The organism is Brevibacillus composti, assembly GCF_016406105.1.
Taxonomy (GTDB): Bacteria; Bacillota; Bacilli; order Brevibacillales; family Brevibacillaceae; genus Brevibacillus; species Brevibacillus composti.
The window spans coordinates 831,803-849,519 of record NZ_CP066308.1 but is presented as its reverse complement, the minus strand read 5'-3'; the positions used below and the strand labels follow the sequence as shown (position 1 = coordinate 849,519).

General features: G+C 55.3%; 21 protein-coding genes. 4 read left to right on the top strand and 17 right to left on the bottom strand.

Annotated features, from left to right (window positions below; genetic code table 11):
- Positions 1-203: 203 nt before the first annotated feature.
- The 12 genes from JD108_RS04385 to JD108_RS04330 all read right to left on the bottom strand — a co-directional run bounded on the left by JD108_RS04385 (position 204) and on the right by JD108_RS04330 (position 8,800).
- Positions 204-1,211 (bottom strand): aldo/keto reductase, encoded by a 1,008-nt coding sequence (locus JD108_RS04385; RefSeq protein WP_198828704.1) that lies wholly within the window; start codon positions 1,209-1,211, stop codon positions 204-206.
- 247 nt (positions 1,212-1,458) lie between these two features.
- A complete protein-coding gene (locus tag JD108_RS04380; protein ID WP_198828703.1) occupies positions 1,459-1,800 on the bottom strand; it encodes an SCP-2 sterol transfer family protein in 342 nt (113 codons plus the stop codon).
- Positions 1,801-2,009: 209 nt separating this feature from the next.
- Entirely contained in the window at positions 2,010-2,408 is a 399-nt protein-coding gene (locus tag JD108_RS04375) for a VOC family protein (RefSeq protein WP_198828702.1), read from the bottom strand.
- A 26-nt stretch (positions 2,409-2,434) separates the two neighbouring features.
- Entirely contained in the window at positions 2,435-2,869 is a 435-nt protein-coding gene (locus JD108_RS04370) for a hypothetical protein (RefSeq protein ID WP_198828701.1), read from the bottom strand.
- Between the two features lie 394 nt (positions 2,870-3,263).
- Positions 3,264-3,644, bottom strand: a complete 381-nt coding sequence (gene gcvH, locus JD108_RS04365; protein WP_198828700.1) for a glycine cleavage system protein GcvH — start codon at positions 3,642-3,644, stop codon at positions 3,264-3,266.
- A gap of 58 nt (positions 3,645-3,702) precedes the next feature.
- A complete protein-coding gene (locus JD108_RS04360) occupies positions 3,703-4,155 on the bottom strand; it encodes a redoxin domain-containing protein (RefSeq protein ID WP_198828699.1) in 453 nt (150 codons plus the stop codon).
- Positions 4,156-4,272: 117 nt separating this feature from the next.
- Positions 4,273-4,821 carry a peroxiredoxin gene (locus tag JD108_RS04355; RefSeq protein WP_198828698.1) on the bottom strand — a complete coding sequence of 183 codons (549 nt, stop codon included), beginning with the start codon at positions 4,819-4,821 and terminating at the stop codon, positions 4,273-4,275.
- A 185-nt stretch (positions 4,822-5,006) separates the two neighbouring features.
- Positions 5,007-6,188 carry an LL-diaminopimelate aminotransferase gene (locus tag JD108_RS04350; protein WP_198828697.1) on the bottom strand — a complete coding sequence of 394 codons (1,182 nt, stop codon included), beginning with the start codon at positions 6,186-6,188 and terminating at the stop codon, positions 5,007-5,009.
- A 1-nt stretch (position 6,189) separates the two neighbouring features.
- Positions 6,190-6,552 carry an arsenate reductase family protein gene (locus JD108_RS04345; protein WP_198828696.1) on the bottom strand — a complete coding sequence of 121 codons (363 nt, stop codon included), beginning with the start codon at positions 6,550-6,552 and terminating at the stop codon, positions 6,190-6,192.
- Positions 6,553-6,614: 62 nt separating this feature from the next.
- The gene (locus JD108_RS04340; RefSeq protein WP_198828695.1) at positions 6,615-7,190 is read right to left on the bottom strand and encodes a hypothetical protein; all 576 of its coding nucleotides are present in this window, start codon (positions 7,188-7,190) and stop codon (positions 6,615-6,617) included.
- A gap of 547 nt (positions 7,191-7,737) precedes the next feature.
- Positions 7,738-7,941, bottom strand: coding sequence for a hypothetical protein (locus JD108_RS04335; RefSeq protein WP_198828694.1), 204 nt, complete (start codon positions 7,939-7,941; stop codon positions 7,738-7,740).
- Between the two features lie 52 nt (positions 7,942-7,993).
- Positions 7,994-8,800, bottom strand: coding sequence for a DUF2797 domain-containing protein (locus JD108_RS04330; protein WP_198828693.1), 807 nt, complete (start codon positions 8,798-8,800; stop codon positions 7,994-7,996).
- A 138-nt stretch (positions 8,801-8,938) separates the two neighbouring features.
- Between JD108_RS04330 and JD108_RS04325 the strand changes: the two genes are divergently transcribed.
- Positions 8,939-9,652, top strand: a complete 714-nt coding sequence (locus JD108_RS04325) for a polysaccharide deacetylase family protein (protein ID WP_407649419.1) — start codon at positions 8,939-8,941, stop codon at positions 9,650-9,652.
- A 40-nt stretch (positions 9,653-9,692) separates the two neighbouring features.
- Here the strand turns inward: JD108_RS04325 and JD108_RS04320 are convergent, their stop codons facing one another.
- On the bottom strand, positions 9,693-10,421 hold the full coding sequence (locus JD108_RS04320; protein WP_323958403.1) for an amino acid ABC transporter ATP-binding protein: 729 nt from the start codon (positions 10,419-10,421) through the stop codon (positions 9,693-9,695).
- A 314-nt stretch (positions 10,422-10,735) separates the two neighbouring features.
- Between JD108_RS04320 and JD108_RS04315 the strand changes: the two genes are divergently transcribed.
- The 3 genes from JD108_RS04315 to JD108_RS04310 are packed head-to-tail and all read left to right on the top strand — an operon-like array spanning position 10,736 to position 12,187.
- On the top strand, positions 10,736-11,341 hold the full coding sequence (locus tag JD108_RS04315; RefSeq protein ID WP_228728306.1) for a hypothetical protein: 606 nt from the start codon (positions 10,736-10,738) through the stop codon (positions 11,339-11,341).
- Positions 11,342-11,352: 11 nt separating this feature from the next.
- A complete protein-coding gene (locus JD108_RS22255) occupies positions 11,353-11,610 on the top strand; it encodes a hypothetical protein (RefSeq protein WP_228728305.1) in 258 nt (85 codons plus the stop codon).
- 31 nt (positions 11,611-11,641) lie between these two features.
- Positions 11,642-12,187, top strand: a complete 546-nt coding sequence (locus JD108_RS04310) for a phosphoribosyltransferase family protein (RefSeq protein WP_198828692.1) — start codon at positions 11,642-11,644, stop codon at positions 12,185-12,187.
- A 67-nt stretch (positions 12,188-12,254) separates the two neighbouring features.
- On the opposite strand, the gene JD108_RS04305 is transcribed toward JD108_RS04310, so the two are convergent.
- From JD108_RS04305 to JD108_RS04290, 4 genes are all read right to left on the bottom strand, one after another.
- A complete protein-coding gene (locus tag JD108_RS04305; protein ID WP_198828691.1) occupies positions 12,255-12,392 on the bottom strand; it encodes a hypothetical protein in 138 nt (45 codons plus the stop codon).
- Positions 12,393-12,455: 63 nt separating this feature from the next.
- On the bottom strand, positions 12,456-13,634 hold the full coding sequence (locus tag JD108_RS04300) for an MFS transporter (RefSeq protein ID WP_198828690.1): 1,179 nt from the start codon (positions 13,632-13,634) through the stop codon (positions 12,456-12,458).
- A gap of 101 nt (positions 13,635-13,735) precedes the next feature.
- A complete protein-coding gene (locus JD108_RS04295; protein WP_198828689.1) occupies positions 13,736-15,826 on the bottom strand; it encodes an ABC transporter ATP-binding protein in 2,091 nt (696 codons plus the stop codon).
- Positions 15,827-15,841: 15 nt separating this feature from the next.
- Positions 15,842-17,590 carry an ABC transporter ATP-binding protein gene (locus tag JD108_RS04290; protein WP_198828688.1) on the bottom strand — a complete coding sequence of 583 codons (1,749 nt, stop codon included), beginning with the start codon at positions 17,588-17,590 and terminating at the stop codon, positions 15,842-15,844.
- Positions 17,591-17,717: the final 127 nt, after the last annotated feature.

Here is a 17,717-nt window from a genome sequence, read left to right as displayed (position 1 = left end):
CAATTCCTTCTTTATAGTATGTGACAATTGGGGAAATAGTCTATTCCCAACAGTCATACTGTCGAGCGGTCTAAAATGAAAAAGGATAGGGCAGACTCTTGTCCACCCTATCTTTCCCCTTTTTCCACGGAGACTTGCTTACATTCCGTGGATGTCGCTGATACAATAGGTCCGCATGTAGAAAATCCCCTTTTCGCAGCTTTTTACCTCATCGCTTTTCTGATTTCTTCCTGGATCGGCAAATGATACGGACATGCCCGCTCACACAGCGGCTTCTCCCGGCAGGGCTCATACGTCAGGCATTGCGCGAATTTGTCCGCAGATTTCTGCCAGAGCTTCTCGCCTGCCTCCAGGAGCCCGTATTTTTGCCGGTACCTCGACGGGATAAGCGTGTCCGGTATCCGAATCTCCAGGGGACAGGAGCAGTAATTGCATCTGCGGCAACCGTGCTCGTCCAGTCCCGCCGCCATCTCCTCCAACGCTCTTCGTTCTTCCTGGTCTACCTTCCACTCCAACGCGGCCACGTTGGCGTCAACCTCCGCTATGCTTTCCATGCCTGACAGTACCACATGGGCGGTCGATGCGGACGAATATCGAAGCGATTCCGTCACCTTGGACAAAAACGGTCCGGAGATGGGCTTCATCGCAATCATTCCGACATCCAGCGATTCGGCCACCGGCATCAGCTCCTGCCTGGCAAAAGGCTGCACCATGCTCAGGTGGAAGAGCACCGTCGCGAACGGATAGTCTTGCAGCCAGCGAGCCAATAGCTCAGGGCGATGGCCGGTGATCCCGATATGTCCCACATACCCCTTGGCCTTCATCTCTTCGGCGGCGCGGATCGCGCCATCTTCTCTTTTTACATCGCGGTATTCCTGCGGGTAATTGACGTAATGGATCTGCAGAATATCTACATAATCCGTCTGCAGCCGGCACAAGCTCTGTTCGATTTCCTGCATGGCCTCCCGGTACGTGCGCTTCTGTGTCTTTGTCGCCAGCACGTATTCCGATCGGCGATGGCTGATGGCCTTACCCAGCTTCTCTTCGCTGTCCCCGTATGCGGCGGCGGTATCAAAATAGGTGATCCCGCGGTCCAGCGCGTGGCCCAGCACCCGGTCCGACTCCTCCTGGCTCAGCCCGCGAAGCCGCATGGCACCAAAGCCCAGCGCGGAGACGGTCAACCCTGTTTTCCCCAGTATGTTTGTTCTCACACTCCTAACCTCCCGGGTTTTATTATAGCACGCCGATGAACCCGCTTGGCGTCTCCTCGTTTTTGGCACCCCCGCGAACGATGTCACAGAAAAACCCATTCCGCCTGAGGACGAGGCTGTAGGGTGAAGGATCATGCTCCCCTGCTGCGCTCCCTTTTGCACATGGAAATAACCTGAAAGCATGATAGGACAGTCTCTTCGGCTATCCCTAATCTTATATTCCCATCTAAAAAAAACGCCGCCCCGCTCACGAACAAGTGAGACGAAGCAGCGCGTCCAGCTTCAATTGATCACGAATCGGCCCTTTAACGGTAACAGACTGTTTGGCCCCCAGATAATACATCTCCTCCCCGCCGAACATTCTGGCGAGATCTCGTTCTCGTCCGCTGAGCAGCAGGTGAATCGGCTCCTGCCACTCCGTGCGATTGACACCCTCCGGGGAAAATCGCAGGCAATAGCGTTTGTCGGCGTCCACGGCAACAATTCCGATGCGCCCTTCCCAGCCTTTCATGATTCCCTTTAGATAGCTTTTGCTTCCCACCTGCTCGGTTACCCGGTTCAGCAAGGAATCCAGACATAGATTCGCCACACGCGTACCCCCTTTGCTCTACCCTTGAGAGGTTCTCGGAGGCGGCAGTCGAATCCTTTGGCGAGGCCTGGGAAGCGGTGTCGGCCTCTGTCAGACAGCCCCATTTCTTCTCGACATGATCCGCAGACAGAAACGGCGCCGAAAATAGAAAAAGACACCTTCCGGATGACGCCGCAGCGTCAGAAAGGTGTCGCCTTAGTCCAAATTCCTTAATCCTGTTCATCCAGCTCGTCTTTGTCCAGACGAACCTCCAGATGATGACCATCGGGTGTCTCGAAGTACAAATTAAAGCTGGCAGGTCTCGTGATCGGGCCGCGGTAGCAGATATTCTCCGCTTCCAGCTTGTCGACCAGATAATCCAATTCGGCGCGGCTGGTCACGGAAAAAGAGATGTGATCCACCTGGCCGATACCGTTTTTGCCATCATCGCCCGCATAGGGATGGAGGCCGATCCTTGTGTAAGTGCCAATTTGAAAGTAGATAGGCGCTCCTTCTTCGATGTCTGCTTCCGGAATGGGAACTTCCAAAATATCTTTAAAAAAACGAGCAACCTTCACCACATCCCGGCAATTGAGTGCGATATGATGCACGCCTTTCAAATGAAACATTTACACTGCCTCCTACATGACGTAGATCATGCGCTGCGCTTTGACATTTCCTTGCGGCGATTGTAATGCTTCAGCCGTTCGCTTAAACGCTTCAGCCGCGTCAACAGCGCCTCGCGCCATTCATGATCTTCCAACTCTTTTGCGACTCCCAGCAAATCCAATGAGATGTCGATTTGCTGCTTGAGAACCTCGGAGAAGCTGCCCGCTTCATCCGTCATGGTACAATTCTCAAATATCTCGGATATATTGTCAACACTGACGAAGTCGGCAAAATCGACTTCAGGGGCTTGATCGCCCTGTGCGTATTCAATCAGGATTTCATATTCTCCCTCAATCGCGGGATGAACTTCAATACGATCGCAAACCGGACAGAACATGATCGGCACGTTGTGCACCAACGTCTTATAGTGACGAACCGTCCCTATCGAACCTATCATTCCGGCACCACAGCAGAAACCCATGTCTCTCCCTCCTTTTCGCCAACCAAACAATAACCAGTTGCCCTCTCTAACAGGAAGGGACCAAAGTCCCAATCACGTTCTACACCTTTCCAAAGGGGGTGCGGTTCTTTGTCTGTACTTCATTGTATCTTACAGAAGCTGTCGTCTCTAGTCGAAAATCATACCAGTTTGCAAAGGATGGAATATAATTTCTATTGTAACGAAAAAGAATCGAATTGACTATGGTTTTCTGATGCATAGAACGTTTTACCAACAATAGGTCGCCATTACCATTTTAAGTAGGCCTATAGAACCTGATTATCCGCTGATTCCACCGAGCCCAAATACCTGCGAAGAACAAGGAAAAGGACCGAAGACGATCTCCGGCCCTTTTGCTTGTTCTTCCGTTTTCCAACTACTCTTTTACCATCGCTTCGTACTTGTCAGCATCCATCAGCTTGTCGAGCTCGCTCTCGTCGGACAGTTCGACGACGATCATCCAGGCTTGCTCGTAAGGAGAGGAGTTGACCAGCTCCGGTGCACTTTCCAGTTCACCGTTTACTTCGACAACTTTCCCGCTGACAGGCGCGTACAGCTCCGAAACCGTTTTTACGGATTCGACGCTGCCAAACGGTTCATCCTGTGTAATTGTCGCGCCCACCTCAGGCAGTTCGACAAAAACAATATCGCCCAATTCGGATTGAGCAAAAGCGGTAATACCAATATACGCCTTGTTTCCTTCGACACGAACCCACTCGTGCTCTTCACTGTAACGAAGATGTTTCGGGAATTCCATCGTTCTCGTATCCTCCTATCAGGTTCAATCATGTTCCCTTATTAATTGGACATAAGGCCTAGGATTCCTCTTCAATCCCCAAAATTCGGTGAAGGCGTTTTTTGACCAGGTTCAGCCCTTTTTCACCAGCCTGGAAATGGCGAAGCTGGAGGTTCTCATCGAAGAGATAGAAGGCCGGCACGTATTCGTTTTGGAACGCGTCGACCGTCTTCATTTCGTTGTCAATCGCGATCGGGTGTGTCAGCTTGTGCTCGACGATCGTCTCCTTGATTTTTGCAATATCGGTATCGGCTTCGGAGCGGGGCATGTGGATGCCGATCACTTTCAGTCCGTTCTCCGCGTATTTGTCGCGCCATTCGAGAATTTGCGGCATGGATTCTTTGCACATGTAACAGCTTACCGACCAAAAGTGGATCAAAACCGGGCTTCCCGCCAGATCGGCTTTGCTCACCTGTCCGTTTACCCATTCGGTAATACCCGGGAAATCAGGCAATTCTTCACGCAGACGCATCAAGAATCTCTCCTTTCAAAGTCGTGGTATTTTTAAAAAAAGGGCCTAACAGCTGTTAGACCCTTTTCAAACTGGCAAGCCGTCAAGGCTGCTCGATCTTGCGTTTCATAGGAAAACTTACTTTGCAGTCAGGTGGCCTTGGCCTGGACGCCAGTTAGCTGGGCAGAGACCGCCGGATTGCAGAGCTTGCAGTACACGCAGCGTTTCTTCTACGGAACGACCGATGTTCAGGTCAGTTACCACTTGGTAGCGCAGTACGCCTTCAGGATCGATGATGAACAGACCGCGGAACGCTACGCCGCCTTCTTCATCCAGTACGCCATAGTCGCGTGCAACTGTTTTCAGGAAGTCGGAAGCGAGCGGGTAGTTCAGGCCGCCGAGACCGTTTTGATCGCGAGGAGTGTTGATCCATGCGCGGTGGGAGTGCTTGGAGTCTACGGACACGCCGAGAACTTCCGCATCCAGGTCTTTGAAATCTTCGATAGAGTCGCTCATCGCGATGATTTCAGTCGGGCATACGAAAGTAAAATCCAGTGGATAGAAGAAAAGTACCAGCCATTTGCCGCGGTAGTCGGAGAGAGATACCTTTCCGAAATCTTGTCCATTGCCCAGTGCTGTTTCCATAGTAAAGTCAGGTGCTGGAAGACCTACGAGACGTTGTGCCATATGTAAAACCTCCTTGGAAATAAGTTTTTTGCCTACATGTTACATGATAACAACCATGCTGTTTATAGTCAATACAATGTAGGAATCATTTTCAATTAAACTTTTGTAAAGCCAGCTATATCCTTGCCGCTTTCCAGAGAGACTATACATCGCTTTTTCTGTCGAAACCAGCTCTCCTCTCCCCATTAGCGCAGCGGCTCCAACAGCCCGCTCTCCCCGATCCGTCTGGCTGCCTCGCGAAGCAGCGCAGGCGGCTGAACCAGGGCGATCCGCACATAGCCCTCTCCCTGCTCGCCAAACGCACTGCCGGGTACGACGACGACGCCTGCCCGCTCCAGGAGGGCAAAGGCAAACTCCCGCGAAGTCCAGCCGGACGGAATTCGCGCCCAGACAAACATCGTCGCTTTGGGCGGAGCAATCTCCCAGCCTGCTTCCTTCAGCGATGCGATCAGCACATCGCGGCGCTCTTGATAGATGGGCGCGACCGTGCTCTTCTCCCCAGACGTCCGATCGCGGCGCAAAGCCTCCACTGCCATATGCTGCACCGGCAGGAAGACGCCGTAGTCTACATTGGACTTGACGACCGCCAGGGGTTTGATAATCTCCGCATTTCCCACCACATAAGCGATGCGGCAGCCCGCCATGTTAAAGCTCTTGGAAAACGAGTTGAACTCGATGCCCACTTCTTTGGCCCCTTCTGCCTGTAAAAAGCTGGGCGGACGGTAACCGTCAAAAGCCATCTCGGAGTACGCGAGGTCGTGGACAACGATGACATCATGCTTTTTGGCAAAGGCCACCACCTCTTCGAAAAAAGCAAGCGTGGCCACGGCCGAAACCGGATTATTGGGATAGTTGAGAATCATGAAGCGCGCACGCCGGGCGACATCCTCGGGAATCGCCGCGAGATCGGGCAAAAAGCCGTTTTCCTCGCGCAGCGGCATGGGATACGGCTCAGCCCCGGCCAAATGGACACTGCCCGCATAGATCGGATAGCCCGGATCGGGGACGAGTACGATGTCGCCAGGGTCGGACCAAGCCAGCGCAAAGTGGGCGAGGCCATCCTGCGAGCCCATCAGCGAATGGACTTCTCGCTCCGGGTCCAGCTCCACTCCGAACCGGTATTGATACCAGCGCGCGACTTCTTCGCGGAACGCCTCCGTCCCATCGCTCAAGGGATAGCCGAAGGCGTCCGGCTGACGAACGGCTGACGCCAGCACTTCCACCAGCTCCGGGGCAGGCGGCTGATCCGGGCTGCCGATGCTCAGATCGATCACCTGCATCTGAGCCGCTGCACTCTTTTTGCGCTGGGCCAGTTCCGAAAAGATAGCCGAAGCCAGATGCTTTAGACGGCGGGAAGGTGTGCGCATCTTAGCGTTTCCCCCACGTCTGTTCGTATTCTTCTTCTTTAAAACCGACAGTCACGCTTTTCCCGTCGGAGACCAGCGGCCGTTTGATCAGCTTGCCGTTGGAAGCGAGCAGCTCCAGCATCTCGTCCTCCGACATCGCCCCCAGCTTGTCCTTCAGCCCCAGCTCTCGGTAGAACTGGCCGCTGGTGTTGAAGAACTTCTGGAGCGAGAGGCCGCTTGCCTTCCACATGCGGCGCAGCTCATCGGCGGCAGGCGGCGCATCCACAATCGGGATTTCCTCGATAGCCACTCCGTTTTGCTGAAACCATTGCTTTGCTTTTCGGCAGGTGCCGCACTTGTCGTAGAGATAGGCTTTGATCGTCATCTCGGGATAACCTCTCTTTCTGTAAACTTTTCCACTTAGCCTTCATTGTAAAAGAGCCCGGCCTATTGCACAATCGCTAGCGTCTTCACATAGGAGACACTCGCTCCTGCTGCATGCGGAATTTCGATCAGTTCGTAATCGTTTACCAAGGAATGATCCTGGCTTTTCGCATAATCATAGGTCTGATAGGAGACTGTGATTTCATTCGCCCAGACGCTGGCGTCTTCGATTTCTATGGAATCGGTGGCATCGGAGGAGGTTTTGATCAGCACATACATGGCCTCGCCACTTGCGTAGTGTTCCATTTTCCAGCCGTCTTCGGCGAGCAGCGGCTTTAGCCACTGCTGCACATCTTCCGGAGCTTCCTCGTATCTGAGCAGCCGATAGCGTTTGCCGTCTTGCGGACCTGCTTCCCATCTCGCGTCATTGATCCTCTCCACCGCCCAGATCTGGTTATACCCCGGCCATCGCTTCATCTCCACCTCGTAGGCGGTCCGGTCAGCGGTCGTCACCAGCAACAGCCGCGGATTTACGGTGCGGCTGATGGTCTGGAAGCTCTCGATCTGTTTGTCCAGACGCTCCCGGAAAAATTGCCGCAGCACCCATTTAAAGTCCCGGCTGCGAGGCTCGCCCATCATTTGCTTCCGTTCCTCTTCCGTATACTCATAGCCCCAGCCCTTGTCGTCGGTGTGCTGAAAAGCGTATGCGATCGCATCGCGGTCGGCCAGCGGATGCTCTCCCGGGGGGAGGTCCTGTGCGGGGCTTCCCTCTTCAGCGGGAGACGATTCCTCGGCAGAGCCGGGGGACTGCGGCTCCGACGAGGACGGGGCGCCCGCATTTTTCTCCCGCTCTTCCAGCTTTCCGCGCAGCCGCTCGATTTCAGACGCCAGCCCGGCGATTTCTTGCTAGTATGCTTGACCGGCGACATCATGGCCGACCTGATACCCGGCCCATGACACTCCGCAGATCAGTGCGGCGATCGCCGCTGAAATTGCCCAGATTCTCATGATAAGAGACCTCCTCTCGTCCTCTCTGTTCGGCATGCCGCCAGAAGCCTGCATCTTTGGCCCGCACCAAGCTCATGCATGTGACCGGCTGCATCCAGCACGACTCTAACCCCATCGTGCTTCCCCATGAAAAAAGCAGCCGATCCTGTCTGGCTGCTCTTTTCTTGTATGGACGTTCTTATTCGGTTTTTGATTCCGTGGTGAGTTCCGACTCGGCGCCGCGAGGAATCGCTTCCGCCCCCGGATTCACCTGCCACATGCGGGCAAGCGGTGTGTAGGGGATTCCGAGCGGATCGGGATCGGCCTCTTCGGCCAAGGTGCCTGTCAACGGCTCTGTGTAGGTGATCTTTTCCTCACGGTGAGGAATGTTCTCGCCGGTCATGACGCCGCCCCCTCATCGTCTTTGCTCTCAGTGTGCGGGAAAGCGGATCACTTTATGCAGGCAGGGTCACCTGCACCTGATAGCCGGCGTGCTTACGGGCCTGGAATACGCCGTTTTCAAAAATCAGGTACTGTGCCTTCACGCCGATCAGCTTCCCGCTGATGCTCTCCTGCTTGTCCAATGTGAGCGAGTTGATTTTGTCGAGCGACTCCAGAATCGGATAGGTGATCTCGACCCACTCGTCCTCCCGGTAGCGAAATGCCTTGAATTCTTCGGGGAAATGGGCATAGACCTCGTCCCGCAAATGGAGCAAGTCCACCTCGCGCACATCCCCTTTGAGCATTTTTCGCCAGTTGGTTTTATCCGGCAAAAACTGGCTCAGGTGAAACTCCAGCTCCCCCGCCATGCGTCTGGTCGGCACCTCGGCGATCGGTATAGCCCGGATCGCCCCTTGATCCACCCAGCGTTTGATCTGGTTGTTTTTCCGGGTCAACCCTACCTTGACGTCGCTGGAAACCGCCAGATAGACATAGTGGGGAATCATGCAATGGGTTTCGCCAAAGCTGGCATCCCGGCAGGTGCCCAGGTCGAAATGGCATTCATGCGGCTTCACGATGCACAGATCGTTCTCGGGAAGCTTGGTAAAACAAGGGTAGCAGTACCCGCTGTTAAATGTTTTGTTTGTCTTGCGCCCGCAGGCGATACAGTTTTTCTGCCCCAGATATGAGATAGTCAGTTCGTTTCCCAGCCATTCATTGAGCGGCAGCCGCTCCTCGCCCAGCTGCAAATAATAGTCCACCGGCTGATCCTTGCTGTGGTACTGGTGGCTCAGCCCGTGCAAAATACCGCGGAGTTCCACTATACTCTCTCCTCTCCTATGTACGGTGCTTTCATTTTACCATAACCCCTCGTCCCGGAGATTGCTGTTTTCTTTTGACAGCATGATTCGGCCCCGCTGGGTCAAGCTATGGAATAGTACAAAAAGGAGGGGATTACTCTGCGGTACAGAGCCATCATCCTGACGCTCGCCGCCTGTCTCCTTTGCCTCGGCCAAAGTATCCCGGCAGGCGCGCTCAGCCAGCCGCTCCCGTCTTACGAGCCTATTCATCGGATCGACACGCCCCACAAGGTGGTCGCTCTCACCTTTGACGATGGTCCCGATCCCACCTATACGCCGATGATATTGGAAGTGCTGCACCGCAACCGCGTGCCGGCCACCTTTTTCGTTCTCGGCTCCCAAGCAGACAAGTATCCCAAGATCATGGCGTGGATCCACAAAGCAGGGCATGAAATCGGCAATCACGGCTATCATCATAATGATCTAAACAAGCTGACCGAGCAGGAAATCTACGAAGAGATCAAGCTCGGAGAAAAATCTATCCTCAAATCGACGGGCGTGCTGGCCGAGTATTATCGCCCGCCCGGCGGCGTCATGACCCACGACGTCATGAGCGCTGTCCAGTCCTCCGGGTACGACATCATCCACTGGTCGATCGATCCGCGCGACTGGTCCCTCGCCCGGACCGCCTCCCACATCGCCAAAAGCGTCAAAACAAGCATTTCCCCCGGCGATATCATCCTGTTTCACGACGGCGGGCTGAATCAGCGGCAGACCGTGGCTGCGCTGCAGGAGCTGATCACCGATCTGCGGTCACAGGGCTACCGCTTCGTCACCATCAGTCAACTGCTCGATGAAAGTGGGAAAAAGTAAGACAAAAAGCCCCCGATCCCCGGGGGCCTTGCTTTGTGATCTAGGCAGAGGTCTTGCGCAAAAAGGAGCGCAGCCGCTCGTTTTTCGGATCGGTCAAGATTTCCGCGGGAGTTCCTTCCTCCATGATGACTCCCTGATCCATGAAAATGACGCGGTCGCTTACTTCCCGGGCAAACCCCATCTCGTGCGTGACGACGATCATCGTCATGCCTTCGCTGGCCAGATTTTTCATCACCGCCAGCACCTCCCCCACCAGCTCCGGGTCCAGCGCCGAGGTCGGCTCGTCAAAGAGCATCACCTTGGGATTCATCGCCAGGGCCCGGGCGATCGCCACGCGCTGCATCTGACCGCCGGAGAGGCGTTCCGGATAGACGTCGGCCTTGTCTTCCAGCCCGACCTTTTTCAGCAGAGCCATCCCCTGCTCTCTCGCTTCTTCCACAGGCATCTTTTTTACCTTGATCGGAGCGAGCGTTACATTTTCCAGAACGGTTTTGTGCGGAAACAGGTTGAACCGCTGAAATACCATGCCTACCTCTTCACGCACTTTGTTGATATCTACTTTCGGGTCGGACAGGTCATGACCGTCGATCACGATGCGTCCGCCAGACATCTCTTCCAGTTGATTCAGGCAGCGCAGAAATGTGCTTTTCCCCGATCCGGACGGACCGATGACACAGACCACTTCACGTTCGGCTACCTGTGTGGTGATTCCTTTCAGCACTTGCAGGTTCCCGTAGTTTTTTTTCAAATCTGTCACTTGAATGATCACGATTTGGTACCCCCTGAACATATTCTCTGCGTGCTTATATTGTTCTATTGTAACCCAATCGTAAGAAAATTTCATGAGTTTTGAATTTACGTTTCACCTCTTTCGCGGCTTCCTTCTCTTCGCCGACAGACCTCGCGGGATGGGTCATCAAAAAATATTCGTGTTTTAGTGAAGTCCACCGGAAAATAAAGTGATTTTTATCAAAGGTAATTATAAAAAGGCGATCGTTCTCATTTTTTCCGTCGATAAAGATCGTCTTTTGTGTTACCTTAACAAACGTTGAACTTGACTGCACCTAAGGAGTTGGAGACATCATGGAATGGAAAGATCTTATCGCCGCTCTCAGCGTTGTTTTAAACGCTCTGCCGCAGGGGCTGCTCGCGCTCTCCCTCGGCTTCGCTTCCGTTCCGACCGCCCTTGCTTTTCTCGTCGGGGCTGCCGGCAATGCGATGACCGGTTCGGTCGCGGTCGTTTCTTACCAGGCGGAGACCATTACTCTGGCTGGCAGTATCGGACGGAGCATGAAAGAACGTCTCTCGATGATTTTCTTCGGCGGCCTGATCATGGCCGTAATCGGCTTGCTCGGATTTCTGGAGAAAATCGTCGATTTTATCGGACCCGTCATTACCAACGGGATGATGGCCGGGGTGGGCATTATGCTGGCCAAAGTCTCCTGGGATATGGCGCGCAGCAACCAGCCTGTCGGGATCAGCTCCATCGCGGTCGGCCTGTTGGTCTACTTTTTGACGAAAGACCTCGTCTATACGATTACCGCCTCCGTGCTCGTCTCCAGCCTGATCTCCGTATTTCTGAAAAAAGGAACAGATCTGAAACCGATTGAACGGGAGCGCTTCGCCATGCAAAAGCTGACGTTTTCCCCTGCGATTTTGCCCCCAACCCCGTCGCCTCCGGCGTGTTGATGATGGTCATCATGGCAGCGATCTTGTTTGCCGGGTTGCTGCCGAAAATGGGCCGGTATATCCCGAGCGAATCGATTTCCGGATTCCTGTTCGTACTCGGTGCCATCGTCACCGCCCCGAGCAATGCCGCTCTGGCTCTGACCGGCGAAGGTCCTGCTTCCGGTCTCGTCGGCGGGATGACGATGGTGGTGACGGCGATTTCCGATCCGTTCTTCGGAATGCTGGCCGGACTATTGATGAAGTTCCTCGTATCCATGTTCGGATTTTAAAGGTTTGAAATTTTAGTGGGGAGGGATTGTCTTGCAGAAAACCTATACACTTGAGGTAGCTGGCGTAACCCGCGAGCTGCCGATTGTCCCGATTACGGAAGACCTCAGCATCGCCAGCTTTGTCATCCTGGGAGACACCGAGCTGGTGACGGCAGCCGGCTCTCTGCTCGCGCAGAAGCTGCCCGAAGTCGATGTGCTGATCACTGCGGAAGCGAAGGGAATCCCCCTGATTCACGAGATCTCCCGGGTCCTGCAGATGAAAAAATACTACGTCGCGCGCAAAAGCCTCAAGCCTTACATGGAGAATCCGCTGATCAACGAGGTCGTCTCCATCACGACCCCGAAAACGCAAATTCTCTGCCTGGATGGAAAGGACGCCAAAGAAATCGCCGGCAAACGGGTCGCTGTGATTGACGATGTGATCAGCACCGGCCAGTCGATTCAGGCGATTGAGGAGCTCGTCCGAAAAGCCGGAGGAGAAGTAGTCGCTCGGGCGGCGATCCTGGCAGAAGGAGATGCCGCCAGACGCCAAGACATCCTGTATCTCCAAGAGCTGCCTCTGTTTCCGCAATCGTGAACGTGAAAGGGAAAGAACCCGCCTGGTCTCTCAGACGGGTTCTTGTCGTTGCGATATGTTTTGCCGCTTACTGGCTGCTTGCGTTGTTCACTGCAGGAGCTGGTTTGGGTGGCGCTTCGTCGCCGAAGAAGGGCAGCAGGATCATGCTCAGAACAAAAAACAGAATCCAGATCACTCCCCGTTTGAAAATGCAGGGCGTAAGCATGGGCGGAGCCCCTTTCCTAGAGAAGATGACTTTACGCTCTACGCTTCCCCTTTTTTCTTCAATTTATGCGGCAACCGTCTCCTGATGTGAACGATTCGTGCGGAACAGCAGACAGGACACAGAAAAAGCGACGAGCAACAGGGCCATCAGCCAGAAAATGCTCCGCGGGTCCCACAACTGCATGAGAAGTCCATTCACATTGGGGGCGAGTATGCTGGCGACGCCAAAGTTCATGCTGGCGATAATGCCCGCAGTGGGCACCATCGAGCCCGGCAAGAGATCGGTCGCAAACGCAAGCCCCAGCGAGTAAAAGGAACCGACGGCGGCCCCGGCAATCCCCAGGAGGAACATCATCATCCAGACATTTCCTCCGCTCAGCGGGAAGAGCATAAAAGCAGTGGCGCCTACCAGTCCGCAGACGAACATGACCCGCTTCCGGCCAATCCGGTCGCTGAGCGCTCCGAGCGGGATTTGCAAGATAATGCTGCCCACGACAAAGGAAGGCAAGATGACCGAGACCCATTCGACGGTCAGGCCCGTCCGCAGGGCATAGACGGGAAAGCTGCCGTTCAAGGAGGTCTCCATGAACCCGTACAAGAAGGACGGGATCAAGGCCAGCCAGCTCAGGCGAATGACGCTGGCATAGCGATTTTCCTTTTTCGTCTTCTGGGCGGGAGCCGCTTGGGCTGCCTCGGGAAAATCATTGCGCAGCCGGGCGAGCAGGATGAAGGCCGCGATGTACAAGACGGTCAAAGAGGCAAACGGCACCCAGAATCCCAGCGGAAGCAGGTTAATGCCCAGCGGCCCGATGCTGAAGCCCATTCCGTAAGCAAGTCCGTAGATCGACAGGTCCCGTCCCCGTCTTTCCGGCGCGGCGATTTTGGTGACCCACATCTGGCTGGAGTAATGGAGACCGGAATCGCCAATGCCCATCAGCATCCGTAGGACAAACCAGACGGCCAAATTGGAAAAGATCGGGATCAGGACAGTAGCCAGCGTGACGAGACAGAGTCCCCAGAAAATGGTCGCCTTGTAGCCGAGGCGGCGCAAGGGCACCTCCAGCCAGGGGGAGATCAGCAGCATGCCGATATACAGCGCGGCTGCATTCAGTCCATTCGAGACCGATGAGACCCCCTGCTGCTCCAGCATCACCGCGAGCAGCGGGATCGTCAGCCCCTGGCTGGCCCCTGCGATGACGACGACCAATATGAGTACCCAGAACGTATAGCGCGATGATGACATGATGGTTGTGTACTCCTCTCCACTTCCAAACTCTCTCTATGGGTTTCCGCTTTCCTAATTATCAAGCATGTTCGCTTTTCAGGACTGCGCAAAAAAACAAGCTATCCTTCTACTTTAACAGAAAGTTGCCCCTGTTGAAGCTGATACATTTTTTGGTAGAGCCCATTTTGTGCCATCAGCTCTTCGTGAGTCCCCCGCTCCACGACCTCACCCCGGGACAGGACCAGAATCAGGTCAGCGTGCTGGATCGTCGAGAGCCGGTGGGCGATGATAAAGGTGGTACGCCCTTGCGACAGCACCTGCAGGGCCTCTTGAATCAGCGCTTCCGTCTCGCTGTCGATGCTGGCGGTGGCTTCATCCAGGATCAAGATCGCCGGATCGGCCGCCAGCGCGCGGGAAAAGGAGAGCAGCTGCCGCTGCCCGGCAGAGAGGGTCATCCCCCGCTCCACGACAGGCTCTTCATAGCCTTGCGGGAGCAGCTGGATAAATTCGTCCGCCTTTACTGCTTCTGCAGCGCGCCGCACGTCCCCAGGCGAGATCGTCTCCTCGTACAGCCGGATGTTGAATTCGACGCTGCCGGTAAACAGAAACGGATCCTGCAGCACCAGACCCATATGGCGGCGGAGCTTCCGCACATCCAGTTCGCGCAGTTCCCGGCCGTCGATCAGGATGCGCCCCTTGGTCACCGGATAAAATCCGAGGAGCAGGTTCATCAGCGAGCTTTTGCCGGAGCCGGTATGGCCGACGAGCGCGACCGTCTGCCCCGGTTGGGCGGTGAAGGAGACATCCTTCAGCACATATTGATCCTCCTGATAAGCAAAGGAAACGCGATCAAAAATCACCTCTCCGCGCGGGCGTTCGACCTCTCCTCCCTCCGGCTTCTCCTCGGCAGGGGTGTCGAGGATGTCAAATACGCGCTGGGAGGAGATCGCCGCCTGCTGAAGCTGGGACAGGCGGTTCATGATCATGCTGATCGGCTCGAAAAACCGGCCCATGTAATCGACGAAGGCAAACAACGCCCCAAAGGAGATCGCGCTGTGAAAGGAGGATGAGCCGAAATACCAGACGATGACCGTGAGCGCGATCTTCCAGATCAAGTCCACTGCTGGCCGCAGCAGAAGCGACTCCAGATTGTTTTCCTTTAGCCGCGTGCGGAAATACTCCTCATTTACCTCGGCGAACTCTTCCTGCACGCCCTTCTCCCGGCGCAGCGCCTGGACGATCGTCATGTTTTGAATCATCTCATTAATCGTCGTGTTCATATCGCTCAGACGGCTGCGGATCACCGTATAGTAACGCGAGCTGAAATGGCGGTAGAGGATGACCAGTCCGACGATCAGCGGCACGCTGAGGAAGCAGAACAGAGCCAGCTCGGGCTGCAGGATGAAGAGCGCGATTAAGATCCCCACCAGGTACACACCGTTTTGGACAAAGGTCGCAAGTACGCTCACGTACAGCTCGCGGATCGCCTCGGTATCATTGCTTACCCGGGAGACGATTTGCCCGACCGGCGTCTTGTCAAAAAAAGAGACCGGCAACTTCTGCAGATGAGAAAACAGGATCATCCTCATCCGCTGGATAATGCGCTGCGCCGTCGTCTGCAGCGTGAGAATTTGCACGTAGTTGCAGACGGCGCTAAACAGGATCAAGACGGCATATCCCCCGGCCAGCCAGAGGATCGGGGAAATCTCCCGACTGTACAGAGCCTTCACCTCATCTGCCGTCAAGCGAATGCCCTCCACCTGGTCCATGACCTGCCCGTCGCGAACGAGCGTGGCTTCGATCCGCTCTCTGCCATCGCCGGTGGGAATTGATTCCAATCTCGGTTCCCCGTCTCCGGCCAGCTCCCGATCCAGCAAGTAATAGGTCGTGCCTGCAGTCACGATCTCCGTCTTTTCTGCTGTCTTTCCCACTTCCGGGGGCAGCGATGAAAGCCAATCCTCCCGCACAAAGTACCGATCCGCCAGGGGAACCGCAATCGATTCGCCCTCGATGGACCGCGGCTCCTGCTCAAAACGATACCACGTCTTCTGGATCGCCAAAATATGGTTGTCAATCATCACCTTGGCCAAGAAGGGGCCGGCCAGCTCCGCGGCAGTTCCCAGCAGGAGCAATAGCAAAGCGCCTGCGATCTGTTTGCGAAACGGCAAGGCGTACTCGACCAAGCGCTTCCATACATGTTGCCCGTTCATACACCTTCCCCCTCTCTACCCTTGGCCCGCCGCATCCAGCTCCAACTGTTGCCTGCGGTACTGCTCCCAGTACCAGCCCCGTTTGGCCATCAGCTGCTCATGCGTGCCGCGCTCGATAATTTTTCCGTCCTCGAGCACGAGGATCAGCTGCGCATGCTGGACCGCCGACAGACGATGAGCCGTAATCAAAGTCGTCTTGCCTTTTCGCTCCTCGCGCAGATGGCGCAGGATGCTCTCCTCTGTGCGCGCATCGACGGCAGACAGGCAATCATCGAGAATCAAAATATCCGCTTCCATCAGCAGCGCACGGGCAATCGAAACACGCTGTTTTTGTCCGCCCGAGAGAGTCACGCCTTTTTCGCCGACCATCGTCCCCAGCCCCGCCGGGAACTGGGCGACATCCCGCTTCATCTCCGCCAGGGAGAGCGCATGCCAGACTTCCTCCGTACTGGCCTCCGGCTTTCCGAAAGCGACGTTGGCTTCAATCGAGCGGGAAAAGAGCAAATGCTCCTGAGGCACGTACGCAATCTTGCCGCGGAGGGCGGACAGGGAGAGCTGCTCGATCGGCACGCCGCCGATAAAGAGAGCCTTCTCCGGGACGGGATACTGATGCAGCAGCGTGCGGCAGAGGGTCGTTTTGCCGCTCCCCGTCCGCCCGACGATGCCCAGCGTCTCGCCTTCCCGCAGTAAAAAGCTGATGTCGCAAAGCGCGTCCTTGTCGGAACCGGGATAGCGGAAGGTAAGCGAGCGCGCCTCCACGGTACTCGCGGGCACGGTATTGATCGCTTCCTTTTGTTCGGTCACTTCCGGCTGCTCGGCGAAAAATTCGTACAGCCTTTTCACAGAAGCGCTCCCCCGCTGGAGAATATTCATCAGCCAGCCGAAGGCAAACATCGGCCAAATCAACAGCCCCAAATACAGGTTAAACGCCACCAGATCGCCCAGGGAAATGGCGCTGGAGATGACCAGGTAGGCGCCATAGCCGATGCCGATCAGAAAACTGAGGCCAATGATGATCGCAATCGTCGGTTCGAACAGCGCGTCGATCCGCGAGACACTGACGTTTCGCTCCAGCGTTTTTTCGCTGACCCGCCTGAACGCCTCCACATCCTGCTCCTCCTGGACAAAAGCCCGCAGCACCCGAACGCCGGAGACGGATTGCTGCACATGGTCATTCATCTCGCCGAACGCTTCCTGAGCCAGGTAAAAACGGTCGTGCAGCAGCTTGCCGTAGTAAGCGGTGGCCCATGCCATAAACGGCATCGGGATCAGAGCCGCCAGCGTCAGCTGCCAGTCTATCGTCACCATCATCACGGTCAGCGTGAGCAAAGTGGCAAACAGAGAGTCGACCAGCGTCAGTACTCCCATGCCCGCCGTCTGCTCGATTGCCGGAATATCGTTGGTAGCCAGCGCCATCAGATCGCCGGAGCGGCGCCGGGCATAAAAAGACGGCGACATGCGGGTCAGATGGCCGAACAAGCGCTGGCGCAGCGTACGCTCCAGCATCAGCGCCCCGCCAAACAGGAGGTACCGCCACAAGAACCGAAGCGCATAGAGCACGAGACCGATCAAAAGCAAGGTGACGACCGTCGTGGTCAAAGTGGCTGTCGTCAGCGATCCGTTGCGAATCTGGTCCACGGTTTGACCGATCAGACGAGGCGGCCAGAGCATCAAGAGATCGATGAGAAACAGAAAAGCGACACCGACCGCATAGCGTTTCCAATACGTTCGAAAAAACCAGAATAATTGCCGCAGCGCTTTCACTTTACCTGTCCCCCCCTTCCTTTTCATCTTTTCAGTTCGAGCTTTTCAGTGCGAGAGAAAACATGGCTCCGCCCTGAGTTCGGCGGAGCCTGCGTATCTTTCTAGTTTACCTAAATTTTCTGATCAA

What these genes read in the sequence shown, in the direction of transcription:
- JD108_RS04375 (WP_198828702.1), bottom strand. Translation starts at nt 2,408, where the DNA reads ATGTTTCATTTGAAAGGCGTGCATCATATCGCACTCAATTGCCGGGAT.
- JD108_RS04370 (WP_198828701.1), bottom strand. Translation starts at nt 2,869, where the DNA reads ATGGGTTTCTGCTGTGGTGCCGGAATGATAGGTTCGATAGGGACGGTT.
- gcvH (WP_198828700.1), bottom strand. Translation starts at nt 3,644, where the DNA reads ATGGAATTCCCGAAACATCTTCGTTACAGTGAAGAGCACGAGTGGGTT.
- JD108_RS04360 (WP_198828699.1), bottom strand. Translation starts at nt 4,155, where the DNA reads ATGCGTCTGCGTGAAGAATTGCCTGATTTCCCGGGTATTACCGAATGG.
- JD108_RS04355 (WP_198828698.1), bottom strand. Translation starts at nt 4,821, where the DNA reads ATGGCACAACGTCTCGTAGGTCTTCCAGCACCTGACTTTACTATGGAA.
- JD108_RS04350 (WP_198828697.1), bottom strand. Translation starts at nt 6,188, where the DNA reads ATGCGCACACCTTCCCGCCGTCTAAAGCATCTGGCTTCGGCTATCTTT.
- JD108_RS04345 (WP_198828696.1), bottom strand. Translation starts at nt 6,552, where the DNA reads ATGACGATCAAAGCCTATCTCTACGACAAGTGCGGCACCTGCCGAAAA.
- JD108_RS04340 (WP_198828695.1), bottom strand. Translation starts at nt 7,190, where the DNA reads ATGATGGGCGAGCCTCGCAGCCGGGACTTTAAATGGGTGCTGCGGCAA.
- JD108_RS04335 (WP_198828694.1), bottom strand. Translation starts at nt 7,941, where the DNA reads ATGACCGGCGAGAACATTCCTCACCGTGAGGAAAAGATCACCTACACA.
- JD108_RS04315 (WP_228728306.1), top strand. Translation starts at nt 10,736, where the DNA reads ATGGAATGGAAAGATCTTATCGCCGCTCTCAGCGTTGTTTTAAACGCT.
- JD108_RS22255 (WP_228728305.1), top strand. Translation starts at nt 11,353, where the DNA reads ATGGCAGCGATCTTGTTTGCCGGGTTGCTGCCGAAAATGGGCCGGTAT.
- JD108_RS04305 (WP_198828691.1), bottom strand. Translation starts at nt 12,392, where the DNA reads ATGCTTACGCCCTGCATTTTCAAACGGGGAGTGATCTGGATTCTGTTT.
- JD108_RS04300 (WP_198828690.1), bottom strand. Translation starts at nt 13,634, where the DNA reads ATGTCATCATCGCGCTATACGTTCTGGGTACTCATATTGGTCGTCGTC.
- JD108_RS04295 (WP_198828689.1), bottom strand. Translation starts at nt 15,826, where the DNA reads ATGAACGGGCAACATGTATGGAAGCGCTTGGTCGAGTACGCCTTGCCG.